The 21,252-nt window shown below is 32.1% G+C and carries 22 protein-coding genes and 2 pseudogenes; 4 read left to right on the plus strand and 20 right to left on the minus strand.

Features of this window, described 5'->3' with window-relative positions:
- Positions 1–105 precede the first annotated feature (105 nt).
- Positions 106–570 (plus strand): MarR family winged helix-turn-helix transcriptional regulator, encoded by a 465-nt coding sequence (locus PDT38_RS17020; protein ID WP_270803278.1) that lies wholly within the window; start codon positions 106–108, stop codon positions 568–570.
- Between the two features lie 850 nt (positions 571–1,420).
- A complete protein-coding gene (locus tag PDT38_RS17025) occupies positions 1,421–1,780 on the plus strand; it encodes a VOC family protein (RefSeq protein WP_270803279.1) in 360 nt (119 codons plus the stop codon).
- 28 nt (positions 1,781–1,808) lie between these two features.
- Here PDT38_RS17025 and PDT38_RS19530 read toward each other — a convergent pair.
- The 7 genes and pseudogenes from PDT38_RS19530 to PDT38_RS17060 all read right to left on the minus strand — a co-directional run bounded on the left by PDT38_RS19530 (position 1,809) and on the right by PDT38_RS17060 (position 8,997).
- A pseudogene (locus tag PDT38_RS19530) lies at positions 1,809–3,135 on the minus strand (nucleotide sugar dehydrogenase).
- Positions 3,135–4,556 (minus strand): aminotransferase-like domain-containing protein, encoded by a 1,422-nt coding sequence (locus PDT38_RS17035; protein ID WP_270803280.1) that lies wholly within the window; start codon positions 4,554–4,556, stop codon positions 3,135–3,137. The pseudogene PDT38_RS19530 and the gene PDT38_RS17035 overlap by 1 nt, the downstream one beginning before the upstream one ends.
- 288 nt (positions 4,557–4,844) lie before the next feature.
- Positions 4,845–5,813: a DMT family transporter gene (locus PDT38_RS17040; protein ID WP_270803281.1), complete on the minus strand. Its 969-nt coding sequence runs from the start codon at positions 5,811–5,813 to the stop codon at positions 4,845–4,847.
- Positions 5,794–7,038, minus strand: a complete 1,245-nt coding sequence (locus tag PDT38_RS17045) for an ATP-grasp domain-containing protein (protein ID WP_270803283.1) — start codon at positions 7,036–7,038, stop codon at positions 5,794–5,796. Before PDT38_RS17045 ends, PDT38_RS17040 begins: the two co-directional genes overlap by 20 nt.
- A gap of 126 nt (positions 7,039–7,164) precedes the next feature.
- Positions 7,165–7,944 (minus strand): HalD/BesD family halogenase, encoded by a 780-nt coding sequence (locus PDT38_RS17050; RefSeq protein ID WP_270803284.1) that lies wholly within the window; start codon positions 7,942–7,944, stop codon positions 7,165–7,167.
- Positions 7,945–8,067: 123 nt separating this feature from the next.
- Positions 8,068–8,730 (minus strand): annotated as a pseudogene (locus PDT38_RS17055) (ATP-binding protein); the annotation flags it as partial.
- A gap of 33 nt (positions 8,731–8,763) precedes the next feature.
- Positions 8,764–8,997, minus strand: coding sequence for a DUF961 family protein (locus PDT38_RS17060; RefSeq protein WP_317134968.1), 234 nt, complete (start codon positions 8,995–8,997; stop codon positions 8,764–8,766).
- A gap of 529 nt (positions 8,998–9,526) precedes the next feature.
- Between PDT38_RS17060 and PDT38_RS17065 the strand changes: the two genes are divergently transcribed.
- Positions 9,527–9,733: a DUF255 domain-containing protein gene (locus PDT38_RS17065; protein WP_317134967.1), complete on the plus strand. Its 207-nt coding sequence runs from the start codon at positions 9,527–9,529 to the stop codon at positions 9,731–9,733.
- 32 nt (positions 9,734–9,765) lie between these two features.
- Complete coding sequence (locus PDT38_RS17070) at positions 9,766–11,277, plus strand: recombinase family protein (RefSeq protein ID WP_270803285.1); 1,512 nt, start codon at positions 9,766–9,768, stop codon at positions 11,275–11,277.
- Between the two features lie 81 nt (positions 11,278–11,358).
- Here the strand turns inward: PDT38_RS17070 and PDT38_RS17075 are convergent, their stop codons facing one another.
- The 13 genes from PDT38_RS17075 to PDT38_RS17135 form a co-directional block, all read right to left on the minus strand.
- Complete coding sequence (locus PDT38_RS17075) at positions 11,359–11,742, minus strand: cystatin-like fold lipoprotein (RefSeq protein ID WP_270803286.1); 384 nt, start codon at positions 11,740–11,742, stop codon at positions 11,359–11,361.
- A gap of 62 nt (positions 11,743–11,804) precedes the next feature.
- Positions 11,805–12,278 carry a hypothetical protein gene (locus tag PDT38_RS17080; RefSeq protein WP_394356307.1) on the minus strand — a complete coding sequence of 158 codons (474 nt, stop codon included), beginning with the start codon at positions 12,276–12,278 and terminating at the stop codon, positions 11,805–11,807.
- Between the two features lie 46 nt (positions 12,279–12,324).
- Complete coding sequence (locus PDT38_RS17085; protein ID WP_394356304.1) at positions 12,325–13,311, minus strand: bifunctional lytic transglycosylase/C40 family peptidase; 987 nt, start codon at positions 13,309–13,311, stop codon at positions 12,325–12,327.
- A gap of 19 nt (positions 13,312–13,330) precedes the next feature.
- Positions 13,331–15,583 carry a CD3337/EF1877 family mobilome membrane protein gene (locus tag PDT38_RS17090; protein WP_270803289.1) on the minus strand — a complete coding sequence of 751 codons (2,253 nt, stop codon included), beginning with the start codon at positions 15,581–15,583 and terminating at the stop codon, positions 13,331–13,333.
- Positions 15,584–15,596: 13 nt separating this feature from the next.
- Positions 15,597–15,923 carry a YddF family protein gene (locus PDT38_RS17095; RefSeq protein WP_270803290.1) on the minus strand — a complete coding sequence of 109 codons (327 nt, stop codon included), beginning with the start codon at positions 15,921–15,923 and terminating at the stop codon, positions 15,597–15,599.
- A 16-nt stretch (positions 15,924–15,939) separates the two neighbouring features.
- Positions 15,940–18,435: an ATP-binding protein gene (locus PDT38_RS17100; RefSeq protein WP_270803292.1), complete on the minus strand. Its 2,496-nt coding sequence runs from the start codon at positions 18,433–18,435 to the stop codon at positions 15,940–15,942.
- Entirely contained in the window at positions 18,323–18,847 is a 525-nt protein-coding gene (locus PDT38_RS17105) for a conjugal transfer protein (protein ID WP_270803294.1), read from the minus strand. Before PDT38_RS17105 ends, PDT38_RS17100 begins: the two co-directional genes overlap by 113 nt.
- Positions 18,848–18,860: 13 nt before the next feature.
- Positions 18,861–19,106: a hypothetical protein gene (locus tag PDT38_RS17110; protein WP_270803295.1), complete on the minus strand. Its 246-nt coding sequence runs from the start codon at positions 19,104–19,106 to the stop codon at positions 18,861–18,863.
- Between the two features lie 15 nt (positions 19,107–19,121).
- Positions 19,122–20,189: a conjugal transfer protein gene (locus tag PDT38_RS17115; RefSeq protein ID WP_270803298.1), complete on the minus strand. Its 1,068-nt coding sequence runs from the start codon at positions 20,187–20,189 to the stop codon at positions 19,122–19,124.
- A 16-nt stretch (positions 20,190–20,205) separates the two neighbouring features.
- Complete coding sequence (locus tag PDT38_RS17120; protein ID WP_270803299.1) at positions 20,206–20,361, minus strand: hypothetical protein; 156 nt, start codon at positions 20,359–20,361, stop codon at positions 20,206–20,208.
- Positions 20,358–20,681 (minus strand): hypothetical protein, encoded by a 324-nt coding sequence (locus PDT38_RS17125; RefSeq protein ID WP_270803301.1) that lies wholly within the window; start codon positions 20,679–20,681, stop codon positions 20,358–20,360. Before PDT38_RS17125 ends, PDT38_RS17120 begins: the two co-directional genes overlap by 4 nt.
- Entirely contained in the window at positions 20,669–20,950 is a 282-nt protein-coding gene (locus PDT38_RS17130) for a hypothetical protein (protein WP_270803302.1), read from the minus strand. Before PDT38_RS17130 ends, PDT38_RS17125 begins: the two co-directional genes overlap by 13 nt.
- Entirely contained in the window at positions 20,928–21,245 is a 318-nt protein-coding gene (locus PDT38_RS17135; protein ID WP_270803303.1) for a hypothetical protein, read from the minus strand. The genes PDT38_RS17130 and PDT38_RS17135 overlap by 23 nt, the downstream gene beginning before the upstream one ends.
- Positions 21,246–21,252 lie beyond the last annotated feature (7 nt).

The following is a 21,252-nucleotide window of genomic DNA, read 5'->3' on the forward strand; positions in this document are numbered from 1 at the left end:
TATAAATTGATAGATTTATGAATATTATGTGAATTCCCTTTCATTGACTACCTATCAGTTAAGTAATATATTACTTATATTAGCGTAAAGAAAGATGGGATTACAGTGAATATAGAGGAAACGGAGTTATTGAATAGACAGAAATATATTTTTGGTAGCTTCTTTATATTGGCGAATAATTTACAAATCGAAGGAGATAAACTTCTTTCAAAAGATGGCATTACCCTTAGACAGTGGCTTCTAACTGTTGTGATACTTCAATTTGATGATAGGCACCCCACTCTTGGTGATGTGGCAAGATTGATGGGAACCTCTCATCAGAATACTAGGCAGCTTGCTAATAAGCTTCAAGAGAGAGGTTTCTTATCTATCGAGAAAGATCCTGAAGATGGGAGGGCCATTAGATTGAAGCTAACGGAAAAATCATATGATTTTTGGGCTACAAAAGAAGAGATGGGTGACCGGTTTGTGGAAAATCTCTTTGAAGACATGACTACAGAAGAGGTAGTAGTTATGGCAAAAGGCATTGAGAAACTGCTATCAAAGTTAAACGTAGAAGCTACGAAATAATGGTTCCTTAGGGTTCCAATCAAAAGATCTTTTACTTATGACGGAATGGTCTATTATTTTAAAATTATTCAATAACAAGCATAAACCTTCCTCAAAGTCTTTAGGTGTAATACTGGTATAGTGCTTTAAAGTTGGATGAACACGATGGAAATACAATACCAAGGGCCATCCGGGGGGGCAGAACCACAAAATGCAGTTATTAGACATTACAACCCCCCGTACGTATAGAATGGACATTGATTGTACCGTTTTCTAGATAAACGATATTTGATGTGTGCTTTTTAAGAATGGAAAAGTTATTAGATAGAAGAATTGTCTTAAAACGATTTGCTTTTCTGTAATACAAGAGTTCTGATAACTTGTTAAAATCAAAACTTCAATATCATCGATAACCAATATTTGAGGAGGGCTATTTTTCAATCTTTCAATGGAACTAAAATAATTAACCTTTCTTCTAAAAGTTAATAAACTTAATCTTCTTTTTCGTCTTTTGCTTAATAAACCTATTGATGTATCTTTCCTGGGAATCACTATTTCACCTGTTAATGGGACAATTTCTCCAATCATAATTCTTGCTAAAGTCGATTTCCCGCTCGAAACATCCCCTTTTATCCCTGAACGACTCCTTCATTCAGAGTAAGATTTAAAGCTGCCAATACGATATTTTCTTCACCCGCCCGACCAAAGGATACAGTAATGTCCTTTAAAATCAAAATGCTCCCCGCCAAATTTTCAAATGATTCTTGAAAATCCCAACTCACATTGGTATGTTTGTAAATTTTTTATAAATTCAAAAAACATGATAAATTTATATTAAAAAGGAAATCAAATGGTAAGGAGGAAGAATTATATGTTTGTTGGAATTGATCATGTTCAAATTGCCGCCCCTAAAGGTAGTGAAGATGAGTGCAGAGATTTTTTTTCGAAAATTCTAGGAATGGAGGAAATACCCAAACCAGAAAATCTCAGAAAACGCGGAGGGGTTTGGTTTCAATGCGGCACCCATGAACTTCATATTGGTATTCAGGAAAACTTTATCCCAGCAATCAAAGCACATCCAGCCTTCAGCATAAAAGATATAAATAAACTAAAACAAAGGTTAATAGAAAACAATATTAAAATAAAAGAAGATGAACCTTTAGAGGGGGCAACACGATTTTATGTAAACGATCCATTCGGTAACCGATTGGAGTTTTTACAACGACACTAATTACTAGAACAAAGTAATGAGAGTATCTTCATTGCTTTGTTTTTTCTTTTATTTCATGGAATACAGATCCAAACTTAAATATTTTCTTACTTCTGTAATTTTTAAAAAAGTTTCTCGTATCTACTATGAGTTTTAGTGTTTTGAAAGATCAATTCACGATTATATTCGCTATGATCAGTTATTAATACAACACAATCATAGTAATTAAACAGATCATAGTTAAGAGGTTTGGATATTAATATCCTTCCTTATCCTCAAACTCAATTACATGAGGATCATTAAAATCTATCAATGCCCCACTTTTTTTTAATAATTCATACAACTCTATCCCTGGTGACTCCCCTAAATCATTTATATCAGCCTTATATGCGATCCCCAAAAGTAATATTTTAGATCCCTTTATTATCTTCCCATATTCAATGAGAGCTTTACTAATATTGTCATGAATATATTTCGGCATTTTTTTACTTGTTTCATAAGCCAGATCTATAAATTTTTGCTTTCCATGACAGATACATAGGATCTAAAGGGATACAATGTCCTCCTATCCCCGGTCCGGGCAAAAACTTCATAAACCCGAAAGGTTTAGTTGCTGCCGCTTCAATTGTCTCCCATATGTCTATTTTTAGCTTTTCAGCTAAAATAGACATTTCATTAATAAAAGCTATATTAACGCTTCTAAATGTATTCTCTATCAACTTGCTCATTTCTGAAATTTTTGGTGACGATACTGGAATGACCTCATCTAAAAATGATTCATACAACAACATTCCTAAAGTTTCACATCTTTTTGTGGTCCCGCCTAAAATTTTTAGCGTATTTTTAGTATTGTATTTCAAATTGCCTGGATCTACTCGTTCGGGAGAGTAACACAAAAAACAATTCTCCCCTACCACATAACCCAACTCTTCAATTCCTTTTTGAATGATATCTTCAGTAGTTCCTGAATATGTAGTACTTTCTAATACTATTAATAAATTTTCTTGCATGAATTTTTTTATATAATAAATAGCTGATGTTATATATGTGATATCTGGTTCATTATTTTCAGTTAAGGGGGTAGGAACACAAATAATAATTGCATTTAGTTTCTGTATAAGATCGTTAGTCAGAAAGAATTTTTTATCAACAATACTCTCCTTAATTTTGTTGGAAGGAATATCTTGAATATAAGACTGTTCTTTATATAGTTTATTAATCTTTTTTACATCCGTATCTATTCCATATACTGAAAATCCAGCATATGCTAATTCTAAAGCTAATGGCAAACCAACATATCCTAAGCCTATTACACCAACGGAAAGCCCCTCTCTAGAGTTCGTATTCGAAGGAAATAGATATGTATTACATTCAATTATTTAGAGAGTTTCTTTATAATATGTCCAATTTGGTAAATACTGAACTCCAGTTCTTCCAAGGAGACATAAGCATATGATAATCTTAAATATTTTCCGGAATCTTGTGCATAAATATTTCCTGGGTTAAGAAGAATACCTTTTGATAACGCTTCTGAACAAATCGCTCTTATTGATACTTTAGAATTTATTCTGACCCAAATAAATAACCCGCCTTTAGGTATTATCCAGGTGGTAATTTGACTTAAATATGTTTTTAATGCTTTAATAACTAGTTCCCTTCGAATTTTCAATTGATTCCTAACAAACATTAAATGCTTGTTATACAACCCACTTGTTAGCCACTCAGTAGCAACTCTTTGAGATAACGAACTTGATCCATAATCAACTTGCATCTTTATATCAGATAATCTTTCAATTACTGAATCTGGTCCAACAATCCAGCCTATTCTTAAACCTGGTGTTAAAGTTTTAGACATACTGCTAAGATATAATACATGACCATTTCGATCGTATGATTTTAAAGGTAAAGGTGGTGGCTCTTCAATCCATAAATCTCTATAGATATCATCTTCAATTATAGGCAATTGATATTTTTCACATGTTCGCAAGATCTCTTTACGCCGCTTTTCTGTCATTAAAACTCCGGTTGGATTCTGAAAGCATGGTATTGTATATAATATTGCTCTATCTATTTTTTTCATTGATTTATTAATTGCACTAGGTGTTAAACCTTGTTCATCTAAAGGTATTCCTTTTAAATTTATGCCTGAAGATTGAAAAACATGTAAAGAATAAAGATAAGAAGGCTTTTCAAGTAAAACATTCCCACCTTTCTTTAAGAGACCAACTGAAATTAATTGTAGAGCCTGCAATGCTCCTGAAACAATTAAAATAGAGGAAGGATTTGCATTAATTCCATTTTTCACAAGTGATTTACTTAATGCTTGACGTAAAGGTAGGTATCCCTTTGGTTCTTCATAACCAAAAGCATTCATACTTTCAGTAACTCGCCCTATAACTTGTTTCATTTCATCTATTGGAAACATCTCTGGAGAAAGCTCACCTTTACTTAATTGAATTAGATTGTTATTTGATTCTAAAGTATTAATCTCTTGGACCTTATTAATACTTGGTTTATAGGATCCGGACTTCACATGGTGGTTCCAATCTGGTGCGGAAGTTGAAGTCAATAAAGTCCATGTATTGTTTATTACAAAATTAGCTTTCCCCATCCTTCCCTCAATTAATCCATCGGCTGCCAACTCTTCCAACGCTATAATAACAGTGCTACGATTCACATTAAACAATTCAGCTAATTGGCGTTGGCTTGGAATTTTACTTCCAATAGGGAATTCACCGTTAGATATTTTCTGTTTAATATAATTTATGATCTCCTGATATTTGGGATTACGGTTCATAAAATGTACCCTTTCAAGTGGTTGGATTTTTTTAAAAAAACTGGTTGGAGACATTTTAACAGAAGTTTCTTAAAATAAAAAGTGTAATGAAACACAATAAAAAACTTCTTCATTAAATGGGGGTATAAAAATGAAGAATTCCAAAAATAAAGAGATATGGAAAAATTATTTCTTTGAAATAATAAGAGCTATTTGTATTTTTAAATAACGCCCTTAATAAAACTTTTCTAATTTTTAAAAAACTGATGAACAATGATTTCTAAAAAAATCGATTGCACATCAGTTTTTTTAACCTATTGTTTTTTTCATTTTACTATCATTATCAACTTGCTGCTCTTTTTTTAAAGAGCTTACAGTTGATAATACGCATAACGCTGTTGATAGCACAATAAATATAAGTGAAAAAAGACTAAGATTTAATCTAGGGTCAGCTAATTCAAATAAAAAAGTGAATAAAGGTGCTATGGCTAATAAAGTAACAACCATTATTGGTGTACAATACTTTATTCCGTACTGTAAAAAAAGCAATGGTAAAGTAGCTCCAAATATCGCTATATACAAAATGATTGGAATATTCCCCGTAATTGAAACCTTTTGTGTATTAGTAGCAAAAAAAGCGATTAAAGACACCGGTATTAAAAAGTACAAACGATGTGCCATGATCGTTATTGGAGAACATCCGAGACTGGATAGCTTTTTTGTATAAAAGGTCGTAACCACTACGCATATACTACTAATAATTGTAAGGGATACTCCCATTATAATATCAAAAGCATCCGAAGTTTTTACTGACGTCATCCCATTAAGTGAAATGAGAACAAGTATAATAGAACACACTAGTATGCCTATAGCTGAGTAACTTTCAACTGGATTGACATTTTTCTTTGAACTTGAATAACTTTGATAAATTGTAGCGATTGCTGGGCCAAATCCTGCAATAAGTGTACTTACAATAGCTGGTTCTAAATATTTAACACCATAAAAAAAGCCTAACCAAGCTCCTACTGTAGAAATATTCACTTTGATTAATGTTGAATAATCTTGTAAAGGTTTCGAATATTCGCTTTTATTCTTTAAAAAAGAAAAAACTTGAAAAAAAACAAAGGCAAAACTAAACGTTAAAAACACCAATAAAAAAGGAGAAAGTGTTTGGACTAAATGACCTGAAACGACTTCTTTTATTGAAGAAAAAATATTATAAATTAATACAAAACAAATACCGACTAATGAAGCCTTTTTAAATTCTACTTTCAACACGGAAAAATTCCCCTTGTTTCTCTAATTTTCTAATTTCTTCATAATCTTTTTGTATTTTTTCTTTATCAGAATGAAGCAAATAAATAATCCCCGGATTAGTAAATAAGTCAACAGTTTTAAATATTTTCTCTCCTACATTTGGCGAGTGGAATACCTGATAAAACGAACTTAGTTTTTCCAACTTTTCTTTTAAAAAGGTTTCAGCAACTATTCCAGTTTCACTAGAGACTAAAGTTACACAGAATAAATTCTTTTCTAAAATGTAACCTTCCTCTAATCTTTGTTTAAATTTGCCAGGATTAACATATCTCTCTACTGTTGTAGTTACATGACTATCACCAATTGCAGCAATTACAGCTTCTTCTAAGATAGTACCCATCATTCGAGCCGCACATTCTATTAATACAGGCCCATGTTTTGTAAACATCAGCTCAGTATGTGATGGCCCCTGTTCGACACCTAAACAAGTTAAAACTTCTCTTACATAACTAATAATCTCATTTTGTGTTACACCTTCATATGGAAGTAATTCTTCAACATCACAAATCCCTCGGTTTCTTTTATCTTTCCATATTTCAGTTATTGCATGCTGCCCATCAATTGTAACAGCATTTATAAAATATTGTATCCCTACCAAACATTCTTGGATTAATATACCTTTGTTTTCCAATCCTAACTTGTTTTTATTATTAAGAATTAAATTACTTGCTTTATTAAGATTCTCAATATTATAACAAAAATAAACATTGTCCGAACCTGCACTATCCAAAGGTTTTGCAACAACAGGCCAAATATTCTGATTTTCAGCCCAAGATATAGCCTCTTCTGCATTTGAAAAATATCCTTGTTTTGCATGTGCAAGTCCATTTCGGCGAAGTGCTTCATGCATCTCAAACTTATTTCGTCTAAGTAAAGAGGTGTTTGGGTTGTTACCTGGTAAATTGAATTTTGCAGCCAATTCATCGGCTAAAACAACACCAGTTTCAGTTCCTGCAATCACATAGGAAATTTCATATTTTTGTAGTTGTTCTATTAAACATTGAATATTACTATTATGTATAAATTGTTGATCAAATCCGTCTGGTTTAAATGTATCTAACAAATCGGTTGTAATATTTTCTGAAGATTGTACATGAATAACATTATATCCATGCATTTTAAATTTTGAAGCTAGCTCTGCACCTGTTGAGAATGCATCAACAATACATATATATTTTTTAGTCATAAATATTCCACCTTGTTTAATTTTCTTTAATTTCTAAAGTAAAAAGTTGAAGAATAAGCTATTGAAAATAAACATAAGCCTATATCTTCAACTTATTCCACCAACTTTTAAACTATTCGGACTTTTCTAAACCATAACCTGTTCTTCACTTTTTGTATCTTTTGGATAGATTTCTTCCATTGTTTCGTGAGTAATCTCTTTTTTGAAGTCTTCATCTGAAGCATATGTAAATACAATTACAGTTCGTCGTAAATCCCCTGTTAATGGTGTAATACGATGAAGTGCTGCGCTAGCTTTCATTAAGTAACAGCTTCCTTCTGGTACATACAAACTATTAACTTCATGTGTATCTAATACTTTTTGTACGCAATTTTCATAATCACTTTTGTCCCATTCAGTATTTGGCACATATTCAATTAGTGCACCATCACCTTTTTTAGGAGCTTCAACAATCCAAATTAAAGCAAAAGTGTAGTCATCCCAGTGCCAACCATGGGTATCTCCGGTTGCTTGTTGACTATTAATTATGTATTCTTCTGGTTCATAAGGGACAGGATGTAGTGACTCATTATTATTTACTTTTTTTAGAAATCCTTGTATTACTTTAGATTTAAAGAAAGAAGGGATTAATTCAGAATTTTCAGTGATACTATCTCTACCTACACTATCATAATGTCGTGGTGTATTACCAGTTACCTTCATTTGGTCAATATCTCTTCTTTCTGCATGCTCAACTAGTAGATGCTTTGCTTCAGCATGCACCCCAGCTTTTAAAGCATCTGGAAGTAGTTTGTCCAAAATAACAACCTGGTTTTCAGAAAATTCTTTACTTAAGTTGTTAATATAACCTTGTGATAATGTGTTCAAATGATCATGTACAAGCTTGTCAAAGTTTTCTTTAATCACAATATTCCTCCTAAAAAGTATTTACCTTACAATGGTATAAAATTTAACGGAATAAATCAACACTTTTTTTATTATTTAGAAAATATCCTATATTTTATAAATTTTTAGATATGTGCTTTTCAAAAAAGACATATGCTTCATTAATGGAAGAACACCATTTTCTGCAACCGCATCATCAATAGAGATACGGTTCTTTTTAACATCATATAGAAGTTTAAAACACACAAATCCTTCTTCCATTTTTCGATCTACCAAGTCACAAAATAAGCCGTTTTCTAAATCTTCTCCCAGGTCTAGGAAGCGATGTTGAAAACGGCTCATATCCATTGCCACATGAATATAAATATAATTATTTTTCACCCGATAATATATTTTCGGGAAGTATGTGATCTTTTCTTTTATGTCTGCTTCTTTAGAAGGCTTTTTGACCCTAACGTTTTCTTTTTCGTAAAACTTGTTAGAGAAAATCATTCTCGCGATTTTTTGCCTATGAAGTATTTTTTTATTGCTCTCAAAAAAGATAACATAAGCAGCGGCTAGACTCCCAATCCCAATTAATACAGAGCAAATAACACTTTTAATGATTAACGGTACATCCCATTCAAAATGCTTCATTACATAAGGGAAATCAAAATTTATCAGATCATCCCTCCAAAAGAAAAACACAGATAATAAAAAAAACAGGCACAAAGATTATTGCGACTGCTAATTTTACGTTATTCCTCATTTACGACGGATACGTTTACCCCTATACTTCCAAAATAGTTTCTTTAAAAACTCACTCATACAGATCACCTATTATTCTGTACTGGTCTGGCATTACTTTTTATCATTTCCAGTAGCACAAGTTGTTGGTTTACTTGCAGAATTTGCACCTTTAGGAACAATATCTTCAACCTTTACTGACCAGTTAAGATTGGCGAAATTCCCAGCAGTCATTGCCATAGCACTAATTTGCGGATTCACCAATTCAACATCTTCAAAAGGTTTAAACTGCTTATAATTTTGTATAGCACTTTTTCGAACGTAACGAATTATTTTACAAAATTTAATATAATGAAGATATTAAATATACGATTGGAGAAAATCAAATAGTCAACAATTTAGAGTTAAATTCATTAATTGAGCGTTTAAAAAATGATGAAAGAGACTATAAAAATGTAAATTCGGGTAGTTGGGGCTTGAAAAATATTTAAAAGAGCTTATAGATGATAATCAATTAGAAGGTAATGCTGCGAATCGGTTCAGTAAAAAAAGCATTTGCAGAAGGTATAAACCCCAATTAAACACTTGATATGTTAAATAATGATTTGTATATGAAAGAATGTCCTAACGAGTGGTGTCGTGAAACAATTGCATGGAGTGATATGAGCATTGCATTGTATGAGGGGCAATGCTATCACTGTGTAAATCAGCAAGAAAAATTTGAAAATGAATAGCAGTACTTTTAATGGAGTCACATAGTACCCTAAAGATAGCACTTGAACTAATAATGCCTTCTTTATAATCAGGAGGGTATTTTTTATATTTAAATGTGGTATGTTTAAATACATATAAAAATCTGATGAAAGAAGGTGATCCCATGCCAACTAACGATAAACCCAATCGATTAATCGCTGAGAAGTCTCCATACTTACTCCAACATGCCCAAAACCCCGTAGACTGGTTCCCTTGGGGGGAAGAAGCATTTGAAAAAGCGAAACGCGAGAACAAACCCGTGCTTGTGAGTATCGGCTATTCGACTTGTCACTGGTGTCAAGTTTGTATAGCTACCCATGTAAAATTATGATAACCTAATAATAACATTTTTTTATAAAGGTGATGTTATTGAACTCAAAAGATCAAATCAAACGTGTAGCAATTTATCTTCGCAAATCTCGAAACAATGAAGGAGAAGAAACAGAAGAAACCCTTGCAAAGCACAGAAAACGTTTATTAGAAATTGCAAAAAAAAATAATTGGAATTATGAAATTTTTCAAGAAGTCGGTAGTTCTATGGATAACAACCGCAACGAATACCAAAGAATGATTCATAAACTTAATGATGGAATTTTTGATGCTGTTTTATCTGTAAATCTTGCTCGGGTTACAAGAGATGATGCAGAAACACCCAAGTTCATGAGTTTATTACGACAAGAGGACATCCTTTTTGTTACAGATAGTGAAAGAATCTATGACTTAGAAATTCAAGAAGATTGGCAAGCATTAAAATTCACTGGTTTTGTTAACAATTGGGAATATGAAAATATTAAAGCTCAGCTAAGAAAAGGAAAGAAAGACAGTGCTAGAATGGGAAGATGGTCGAACGGAACACCTAATTATGGTTATATATATAATAGACTTAAAAAAAAGTTAGAAATAGATGAAGAAAAATCTGTTGCTGTAAAAATGGCATACCAAATGGTTATTGATGGAATAGGTATTGACAATATAGCAATTAAATTAAATCAACTTGGTTATCGTACCAACAGAGGGAATTTATTTCATGGCAACAGTGTTAAGAGAATAATTCGATCACCAATTTACAAAGGATGGATTGTTTCCAATCGCATTAAAGGAAGAAATGAATCCCAAGGCAAGGTAAGACCTGAAGAACAATGGATAATTGTTAAAGATGCATCGCCTATTATAATTGACGAAGAAACATGGGAAAAGGCTAATAAAGTTTTAGACAAAAGAAAAATGCTCTCTCCAAGATCCAAAATGCAAAAACATGGATTATCTACTTTAATAAGATGTGGTATATGCGGAAGGGTTCATACAATCACAAGAAAAAGTGACAGAGGTGGAATAAGGGTTTTTCAATCATGTAGAAAAGTAAACTTATTGGGAGAAAAATGCCACAACAGCGGAATAATGTATGATGTGATGATGGGAATTATAATAGACAATATCAAAGAAAAAAGAAAACAAATATCAATGGAAATCACAAATTTACAAAGCGACAATCAAACAATAGACTTTAAACAAATTAAAATAAACAGGGTAAAAGAACAAATAAAAAAGATTGAAAAAGCATTACATATGCTTCAATTACAGTTAGAAGAAGATCTTATTGACCTAAACTATTTTAAAGAAAGAAAATCCAAACGAACTATTGAATTAGACAATCTTAAAATAGAACTTAAACATTTAATGGATACCTCTCAAGAAGACAAAGTAAAATCAAAAAAATCTTTTCTTGAAAAAATTGATTTATTCCTTACAAATTGGAATCAATTAGATGAAACTGAATTAAATAAAGAGTTAATGTCATTTATAAATAAAATCACTTGGTATAGTCCAAGAGGCAGTAAGGAACCACCTCAATTAAACATTTACTGGTCAGAATAATTAGTCTGATATACAGAAGAGATAACGTTATAAAAACAAAAAAAAGGCAGGCTTATAGCCTGCTTTTTAAATTAGTTTATCCTAATTCTTTAACTCCGTTTCTTTCCCCTTAACTTCTTCATAATCTGGTTTTTTTCTATCAAGCCCTAAACGGTCACGTTCACCATTACCAGGCATCCTCTTCATTCTTTCATAAGTATCTCCTAACTTTTCATAATAGATATATGGTGAAAGTTTACGAGAATGATCTTTTAAATAAAAAGCGAACTGGATATATTTACCCTCATCAAAAACTCTTACTATAGCGTTATTTCTTTTTACATCAGAATAAGTTAACCCTTCCTTTTTCAAATGTTCTTTATATTGATTAATTGTACTATCAATTGCATCATCATATTTATTCCCACCACAACCAGCCAACACAAATATCATTATTATACTAAGGAAAATAAAAATTCTTTTCAAAATATCCGCTCCCTTCTTTTTCAATATTCAGTATATCTAATTTGTTTTTACCTTTCCACTTTTCATCCATTCCCTTTAACATGTACTTCATCAACCATCCATTCATAATTAACCTTTTTTAAAGTAGTTTGAACAATTAATATTTGATTACTTGTAACCGAATTTGCAGTTGTAGCAAGTTCCACAACATTTAAATATAACTCGTGTGAGTCATCAATTTTCTTTGAATAACTCTCCAATGAAAGTAATTCACTTTTTATACTCACTGTATGCTTTTGATCAGTACGTGATGGAAAAGCATAATCATAGCCTTTATTAGTTGTTAATTTCTTGATATCTTCATAACGCTTATCTATATCATTGTAATTAAAAAATGCTTCAAAAAATTTTTTGTTTTTTAAAGCACCACCTTCATCTCTAATATTCAATTGTTCTATTTTTTTCTTTTGCACCTCATTTTTCTTTGTCAATATTTCTATTTCTCCTTTATTAGAAAGATGAATAAACCAACAAATCGAACCACTAACCAATATCATACATGCTACAAAAAATATATATTTCTTCATTAATTTTTCTCCTTTGTTATTTAATTCTTCCAAAAGAAACTAAATGTTTTCTCCAATATCCTGATTTAAGATCAGAGTATTGAATTCCACTGTCATTTGAGTTAAACATTCTACCATTACCTACATATATCCCAACATGAGTAATTGATTTACCTTCATAAGTACCACCAAAGAAAACTAAGTCTCCTGCTACTGCTTTCTTTTCACTTATTTTCTTTGTAGAATTGTACTGTTCCTGTGCTGTTCTCGGAAGTGAAATCCCTGCTTTTCGATATGACCATTGAACCAATCCCGAACAATCAAAACCCGTTTTGGGATTTGAACCCCCCCACACATATGGATTTCCTTCATATTTTAGTGCTTCATTCATGATTGTTTCATAACCGTTTATTGAGCCATTGACAGGCTTAACGTTATTTGTTCCTTTTAAATAACGCATAACATGATCAACATATTCAGGATCGCCGTAGCTTGCCCATCCCTGTTTAATAGCTTGTATACGACTAAATTTATTGGCTAATTCTTTAGTATATTTCCCACCATTCTTTTTCACGTAATCTATAAACCCAGAACCAAAATTATATGATTGTAATGTGAGTTTGACATCTTTTCCAGCTTTAATAAACACTTTTTTGAAATGCGCGATTCCCACTTTTATAGATTCTTCGGGATCAACAATAGAATTTGGTGGTAAACCAATACTTTCAGAACTTTGCATAATATCTAAAGAGCGCCCACCACTTTCTTGCATGGTGAGCGCCATAATAATATTTACTTGGTCAAAAATGCCTTCTTTTCTAGCATACTTTTCAAACACTGCTCGAAAACGTTCAACTTCTGGACTTATTCCATTTGCAACATATTCACTATCATGTTCACCTATACCCTCATTTTCATTATTATTTTTTTTATTCCCTGCTATAGTTGCAGTTATCACCACAAAAATGATCATGAGGATAAGAAAAGGTGAAGAAAATAAGAATCCTAGAAAGATTTTTTTCAAAACAACCTCTCCTTTTTAATCACGCTCTTTCATCCCTTCTTAACCTACCTTCACCTTTTGAGGATGAACGACCCATTATTTCATTTAGAGAAACGTTCCCCTCTTGATTTACAGTTATTTGATGACTTCGTTTTAAGCTATCATTGTTTGATGCCACTTTCTTTGTAGTGTCTCTATTTACAAACTGTGTTTCTTTGGACTGGGTATTTGGTTTTTCTCCATCAAAAAAATTGTCTGCCTGAACACTAGAAGAAGATGTGACTGGACGGACAATTTTTACATCACTGCTGCTATTATTCTGTTTATTTGTTGTTTGAAGATATTTAGGTTGCTCACTTTTTGCAGGTTGAGAATGTTCACTTAATCCCTTATGATCTCCTGTAACAACCCGATTTGTTCTTTCAGTTTCCTTTATGTTATCTTCTACAATTGGTGCTTTTCTTACTTGATCACCCTCTTGTTCTTTTTGTACAGCTACAGCAGTATTGTTTTGATCTTCAACCCTATTCTTTGAATCATTCAACTGATTTCTTTCACTAAATTCTTTTTGGTCAGGTTGGTCAGTTTCACTTTTTATATCCTGTAATACTGGCGAATGTCTCGAATTATTATTCTCTTTAGTTGAATCAATATTAGAGCTCGGATTCTTATCTGTTACCTTTTCATCATTATTTTCCTGTTTTTTTGATAAATTTTGAGGTTGCCTATTTAATGCCTTCTTATCATTTAAAGTATTAGAATTTTGGTGTTTTTGTGGAGTTCTTTCAGCAAGGTTTTCAGTGCCCCAACCAGTACCGAGTCTTGAAATACTAGGGTCTGATGAATGATTTATTTTTTCTCCTTCTTCATCATTTTTACCGCTTAATGATTTTTTTACTTTACTAAATGTATTTGATACTCCAGATTTAGTCGATTCCCACGAAGGCTGAACTATATCTTTTCTCATGTTTTCCATCAAACCATTATCAACAGACACAACTTTCCCAGCAGTTACAAACTTAATAATTTTATCTTTGTATTTAAAGCCCATCCAAAATATCAAAACGAGTACAATAACATTTAATAGATACATCCCAAAGTTATTTGGTGGCAATAAGGTGTCAACGACAAAACAAATAACATACACAAATAAAAAAATTATCCCCAACATAGCCTTTAATAAGTAGATACTACCTAATCGACCTAATGCAACAAATCCTGAATTTGCAAACTGTGGAACATAAGCAACAACAAAAGCAAACGGAATAAAAAACACAATCAAGAGTGCTATTATTTGAAGCAAAAAGTTTAAAAACGCCAATCCCAAAAAGGGAATTCCTAACCCAATTGAAAAGAAAAAGGCAATTAAAGATTCTCCAAACTGATTCCATACGTTCCCAGATGTAAGAGCATCATTATTATATTCCCTTATCTCTGTATCTTTTATATATTCAAGTTTTTCATCTTCACCATCAGAAGTTAATTTATAAGAAAGTAGTTTATCTACTCTATTTAAACCACCCTTATCATCACTTCCTTTTTCATTGATACTCTTTTCATTTGTTTCACCAAAATTAACAATCATATAAGGTTTTTTTAAGGCGAGATCAAAATATAAATTTCTTAATACTGCTATTGTGCCTTCCATTTCCTTACCTTTCTCAATGTTAGAAGTGTCATATCTTTTCTCATCTTGTGCTATTCCAAGTAGTCCATTTCCAGCATCTAATAACTTTCCTTGGGCTTCCACAGACAATGAATTTAATGACTTCATAACAAAACCTGCATTTGACACATACCATCCACCAATAACCAAGACAGCAATAAAAAAAACACTTCTTCTTACAGCTTCTTTTACGCTTCCCTTTGCAATGAGAAGATAAAATATATAAACAGCTGCAAATATAAAAAGTGTTTCTCCAAAGTTATTTTTTAAGGTTTTATACACCGTTTTTGATACATTAGTGATCGAGTCAGCAAACTTATCAACGGGTTGAAGATTATTAAGAACATCCATACCTGCATCAACAACTCGAACTATATTACCAGAAGTGGAAAATATCACGTTTGTAAATCCAATAAAAGGACCTTTTAACCAGTCATCTGAACTTTCGTTATTTGCTTGGTATCGGGAGATCGGAAAACGTTTCACTTCCAATTCAACACCGCCAGCTTTTACACTTTTGGGTTGTGTTGTTGTATCACCATCTGCAGAAAAAACAGATATAGCTGTAAAAAATGTTAAAAAAAGCAAGACCACAACTGTTCCTATGAGAATCTTTTTTCGTTTCACTATATTCCCTCCCTCAATCTAATCTTGTAATTAAATAAAATTGATACTTAGCATTTCTTAAATCTTCTTTTGTCAGCACTTTGTTTTCTGGAAACCTTTCACATAAGTTAAAACAAATTGCTTTTTGATATTTTCTTTGTCTAAAACACTTTCGATTTTGCTGAATTTCGATACGTAATAATTCTTGTAAAAATAACGCTGTTGACTTGTGTCCTATGAAACTCTTATAAGAACCTCTACAAAATTTCAACCATTTATGAACATCCTGCAATGTAATTTTCTCCGCTTTATAAAATCCTGGTACAGTCATAATCATTGAATTTAAAAAAGCTATCTCCATATTTTCAACCCCTTATTTACAAATAATTTTCTTCCGCAAACGCAACGGCTTTTTTCTCCACTGTTTTCAGTGCGCCTTCCCATTCTTCAAATAGGCATTCAATTGAAATTTTTGATGTTCGTCCATAGTAATCTTTAAATAAACATTGTCCTTGAAACATAGAATCGAGCATTTTTATATTTTCCTTTGTTACCTCCATATTCATCCACTTTAGAACTTCTTCACGTTCGTTAGGTTCATCAAAAGCAAAGGCAACACCAAAGTTTCCAGAGTCTTCTTCGTTTAATGCATCTTTAGTTGATTGAGAGATAAAAAATTCTGCATTGTTATAGGATCGACCAATACGTCTCATTTGTCTTTCTACTTTTTTCCCTTGCTGTGAAGTGGTAAATATCCATGCTTCGTCAATAAACTCAACTGTTTGTTCATCTGCATTCATACCGAACAGTTCGCAGAATTTCCCAAGTGCAAACATGACAGCACTTGATTTTAATTGTGATGTTGTGTAGTTTTCTATTCTTTCGGAGTGTTCTGGTAAGTCCATGTTTTCAACTTCTAAAATCGTAATTCGTTTTTCTAGTGACAGTGCAGGATTAGAGCCATCATGAACACATAATTTTAAAATAGAATCCTCCACCACTTCATAAAGGTAATCCCCTGCTTTTCTTACAGCTTCCTCAGAGTGTTCTTGCATTTCTTTTATAATATTAAGAGAACCAACTAGTTCCCCTCTTTGTCTACGCTCTATAATGTTTGAAGTCGCTCGTAGAAAAGCTGTGTTTACATCATCTTTCCCTTTAAAGTCGTATACCTGCTCAAAGATAACTTGAACTAGTTCTTTTGCTTTCATTGGAGGTAAAAATGAAATTGGATCAAGTGCCCCCCAGTTAATTTTATTTTCATGATCTAAGGTGATATAGTTGTATTTTTCTAAATGAGCAACATACAAAGGAAAGTTTTCTCTAATATGTTTGTCATTTAAAACTCTTCGAATCCATTTACGCATTTCTTTTTTAGGATCAATATAAAGCGCCTTAATCTCAAGCAGCGTGACATAGTTAAAAATCAACTTAGCCAAATAAGATTTTCCGTTCCCTGTATCTCCTGTAATGAGACAATGAGGAGAACGAGTTTTTGAACCTTTTAATTGCTGATTCGCTAAGAAAGGATGGAATAACACAAAATCCCGACTTGAATAAATAGCACTTTCTAAGTCTGTATGTTCAGTAAATCGATCTACCCATCCAAGAAAGAATCCAATTTTAGAACCAATATCCGAGTTAATAGCAAATAAACACTCCGCTAATCCATCTTGAGTTGTTTTTTGAATCCAATTTTTATCTGTTATATCTATTTTTTCACCAGGCAGCATTTTATAAAATAAATTTAACTGGTCGGCAACTGGAAGCCTGCATGTTATTCCTGCACCTTTCAAATGCCTTCTTACAATTGTTGCTCTTCTTACACATTCCTTTTTGGAATCCCCATGAACAACAATAACGGCTAACCAGTTCATTAGATATACTTCTTCTTTTTTAATTTCATCTTGTAAATGTCTAACTAAAGTTGCACTCGTAACAGTTGAAACGTCACTTCTGTCTCCTGTGCTTTGTTGTTCAAATTGTTCTTCTTTTAACTGCTGCTTTTTAATATTTAAAGCTGGCTTTGTTATTGATTTTGACTCTGTTTGAACCTTCATTTGTACCTCTACAGGAAAAGGCAATGACTGCGCTTCATAAAATAGGTCACTTTCTGCCATATTATGAAGAAACTCATCTATGACAACGAAAGATACAAATCCTTTATCTTGATCACTATGAAGATTCAAAACAGATGGGTTAGTTGGATCTATAAGTGTATTTGTAATTGATTCAACTTTTCTGATTTCACTTTCTTCTTTTGTATGATGTTTTAATCCTCGGACGAAATGAAAACGGTTGATATACACCATTTCACTTTCAGTTAATCGTTCTCCTCGAACAGATGCTAGAATACTAGCCAAATTGTCTTCAACTTCTACATATTTTTCAAAAAAAGAAGTAGGAACATTTTGTTCCCACCCTAATAATTTGACTACTGTGTCAGTTGCTATATTAAAAATAGATAGTATATTTTCTTTTACTTCCATACTCATATTTACAAGACTACTTTTTAGTTTTACACCTAAAATAAAATCATACTTTGTTAGCTTTCCTAGGCGTTGCTCTAAAATCCTTTCTGTCTCTTTGTTGTAATACCGAGCCACTTCCAGAGCATCTTTCGCAATATCTGTCTCTAAATCATTAAAACGCTTATCCAGTTCATATTCACTAGGGTACATCATCATATGAAAATCTTCATATGAAGTAACTTCTTCAAAAAAATGTTCCCACTTCTTTTTATAAGAATTTACTTTTTCTTTATTTTGCATTGGGATTGAATTGCTTCTTATTCGGTAATACGCCCAAATTTCTCCGTTTCTTGTTAACAACAGATTTTTGTGTATTGCCTTCATTGGCGTTCTTAATTTCATTCCGATTATCCACCACCTTTACAAGTCTAGAAAACTTAATTTCTTTTTCATTACTTAAATCAACCTTTCGATCATTACAAAACTTCTTTTGAGGAATTACTATCATAAAGTAATACTTTATTAAATCAAAGAAATACAAATATAAATTTTTTCCTTCTGGCTTTATTTTTGTTACTAGCATTGTTAAAAAGATTGGTATTCCCAATACAATAATGACAAAACTGTTATCAAAAGCGTGAGGAAAAATCCTCCTCACGCCATACCAAAATCCAAAACATAGACCTACAAAAATAAAATAGTTTATTGCTGGTATCAACTCAACTGCAAAAGGCAATGAATAATGATCTGTTAATTGTTGAATCTTTTTGGGTTCTCTCATTGCCTTACGGTAGTTAAAAACTAAACGCCCCATCAAGATTCCTCCATTATAGTTTGTTCATTAGAGCATCAATCCAACCTGAGAACTCAGACCAGTGTTTGATAATCCAAGAGACTGCACTTCCAACAACGCAAGCAAAAACTATACCTCCTACTTTAAGCTTCATAACATGTTTTGCGGCTAAAAACATTACAACAAGAACAATAAACTGGGTAACAATATCCATTCCCCAACTTTTTACACCTCCAAGTGTCGGCAATGAACTACCCATAACAAAATTAAAGAAATCCATTCTATTATTTCCCTCCTATTGGTGTTTAAGTTTATTTACATAATATTGACCACTTTTTTCGGTAATCTCTAAAGTGAAATGTTCAATGATTGGTATATCATTTTCCTTTTCTTTAAATTGAACAGCGCAAAGAACCTCGAAACTATTTTCCGCCCCGAAGATTTTCACGTTATTAATCTCACTAAATATCAGACTTCCTTCCAATGCTTCTGGCTCTTTCATCATATAGACCATTTCTTCTTTCTTTTCAGAAGCATATTTTTCAAAGAAAGTAGTTAGAAATTTTTCTATAGATTCTTTTTTCTCTCCTGTATATTCGTCCTTTGTTTCAGATGTATTCTTTAATGTAATATCTCCTTTCAAATCATAAATTTGTGTGAAATACGGAACAGAGCTAACAGCAAAAGAATCACCTTTACTTATGATTGGAATATTTAATAACATTTGTTTTTCAACCTTTTCGTTTTCTGTGACTTTTTCCTTTACCTTCTTTTTCTTTTTTCCTTTCTTTACAGTCTTTTCAACTTCTTTTTCTACAGGGAAAGTGTTTATATAGGTCACTTTATATTGTAAAAGGTTGTAGTTATCACCTTCTTTCATGTTATATAAACTAAAGTCTTTTAATTCTCTGTCTCCTTTAAAGCCATCAATTTGAAACCTTTCTTCTTCATCAAAATTACTTTCTGACTGTTTTGCCATATAACTCTCTAAATTCTTTTTTCGCTCTGCGATATAATCTTGGTCATTTTTTATGTTCATATATTCCTTAATGAATCCATCTATAAAATGATTAGCAGCAGTAACAGAAATTTTTTGTTGTTCATTATCAGCAGGCTTGTTAGAATTATTTTTTATATCATTTACAACGGAGCGAGTATTGACTGATAAAAGAACTGAAACTAGAGCCAATAATAGTAACCCTGATAAACTGCACCATAATGTAATGGCAATCACTTTTGATCTATCTCTAGGTACTTTCTTATTTATTTTTTCTGGTCTTTGAACCTGTTTAATTTTTTGAATCAACTTTCTAAAAAAAGATGATTCTTCCTTTTTTTCATCGTCTTTTTTCTTTTTAAGCAAATTTTTCACACTCCTTTCAAGCAGGATTTTTCTTACAGGTATTTAAGTCAATATTCCTAGTAAGTTTCATAATTGATCTTGCTATTTTTTCATAGTTTGGTTCGTTCATTTCAGTTACAATAATTTTCATTTTCTTTCCGCCTACATTGCATACTTTTACTGTTTCTTTCATATTAGCCCCACTTTCTCTTCTTCTTTTTTTCCCTCACTTTGTTCAATCTGTTTACTTCTTTCTAAGAATGATAAAAAGGATGCTACACGTGGTAACACCCTTCTTATGCTTTCATTCTCCATATAAACTTTTACACTTGTCATCCTCCCATCAGGCAAATAACGAGTTTTATAAAATGTATAGCGATATTCGGAAAAACCTTTTAATCTCAGTCCTTCAACAACAATCATACAATCTCTACTTAAACTTCTCACAAAGACTAAAGATGGAATACCAATAGTAAACCCCAATCTTCTAAACTGATTGTCTACGCTAGACAAACAACATCAACTTCTTTCACACTTTCACATTCAATATATTTTTCGAGTTCTTGATCTTCATCTTCTATATAATTAAATATAGCTACAATTTTTTTCCTAAAACAATCAACCACAACCGACAACTCAACCTCGAAACTTTCAGTTGATTTGGGATTGTTGATTACATGTTCTTTCATTCTTTCAACTAGTTCCTCCGTACCCTCTAAACATTCGATACTTTCTAATTCACTTTCTAAATATGGTGTGTTAAACAGATTTACTTCTAACATTTAACCACTCCTTAAAATCTTTTGAGGCTTTAGGTAATGCCCAGCGTATTCCTACTGTTAACGCCACAAATAAAACAACACTCACAACAGACCAAATATAATTATGATTAAGCACAGACACGTAAAATACCACCGAAACATATAAACACAGAGCCACATAAACGAAGACACAAAACAAACCAAATATTATTTCTATTATTGATATATCACTCTCATTATTTTTCGAGGAATTCAAATCATTACTCCTTTCTTGGGCTTTGCCCAAACCCACCAACGTATGCACGTTGGATTGCAAAATATCA

The organism is Bacillus changyiensis (genome assembly GCF_027706145.1).
In the GTDB taxonomy this organism is placed as follows: Bacteria; Bacillota; Bacilli; order Bacillales; family Bacillaceae; genus Bacillus; species Bacillus changyiensis.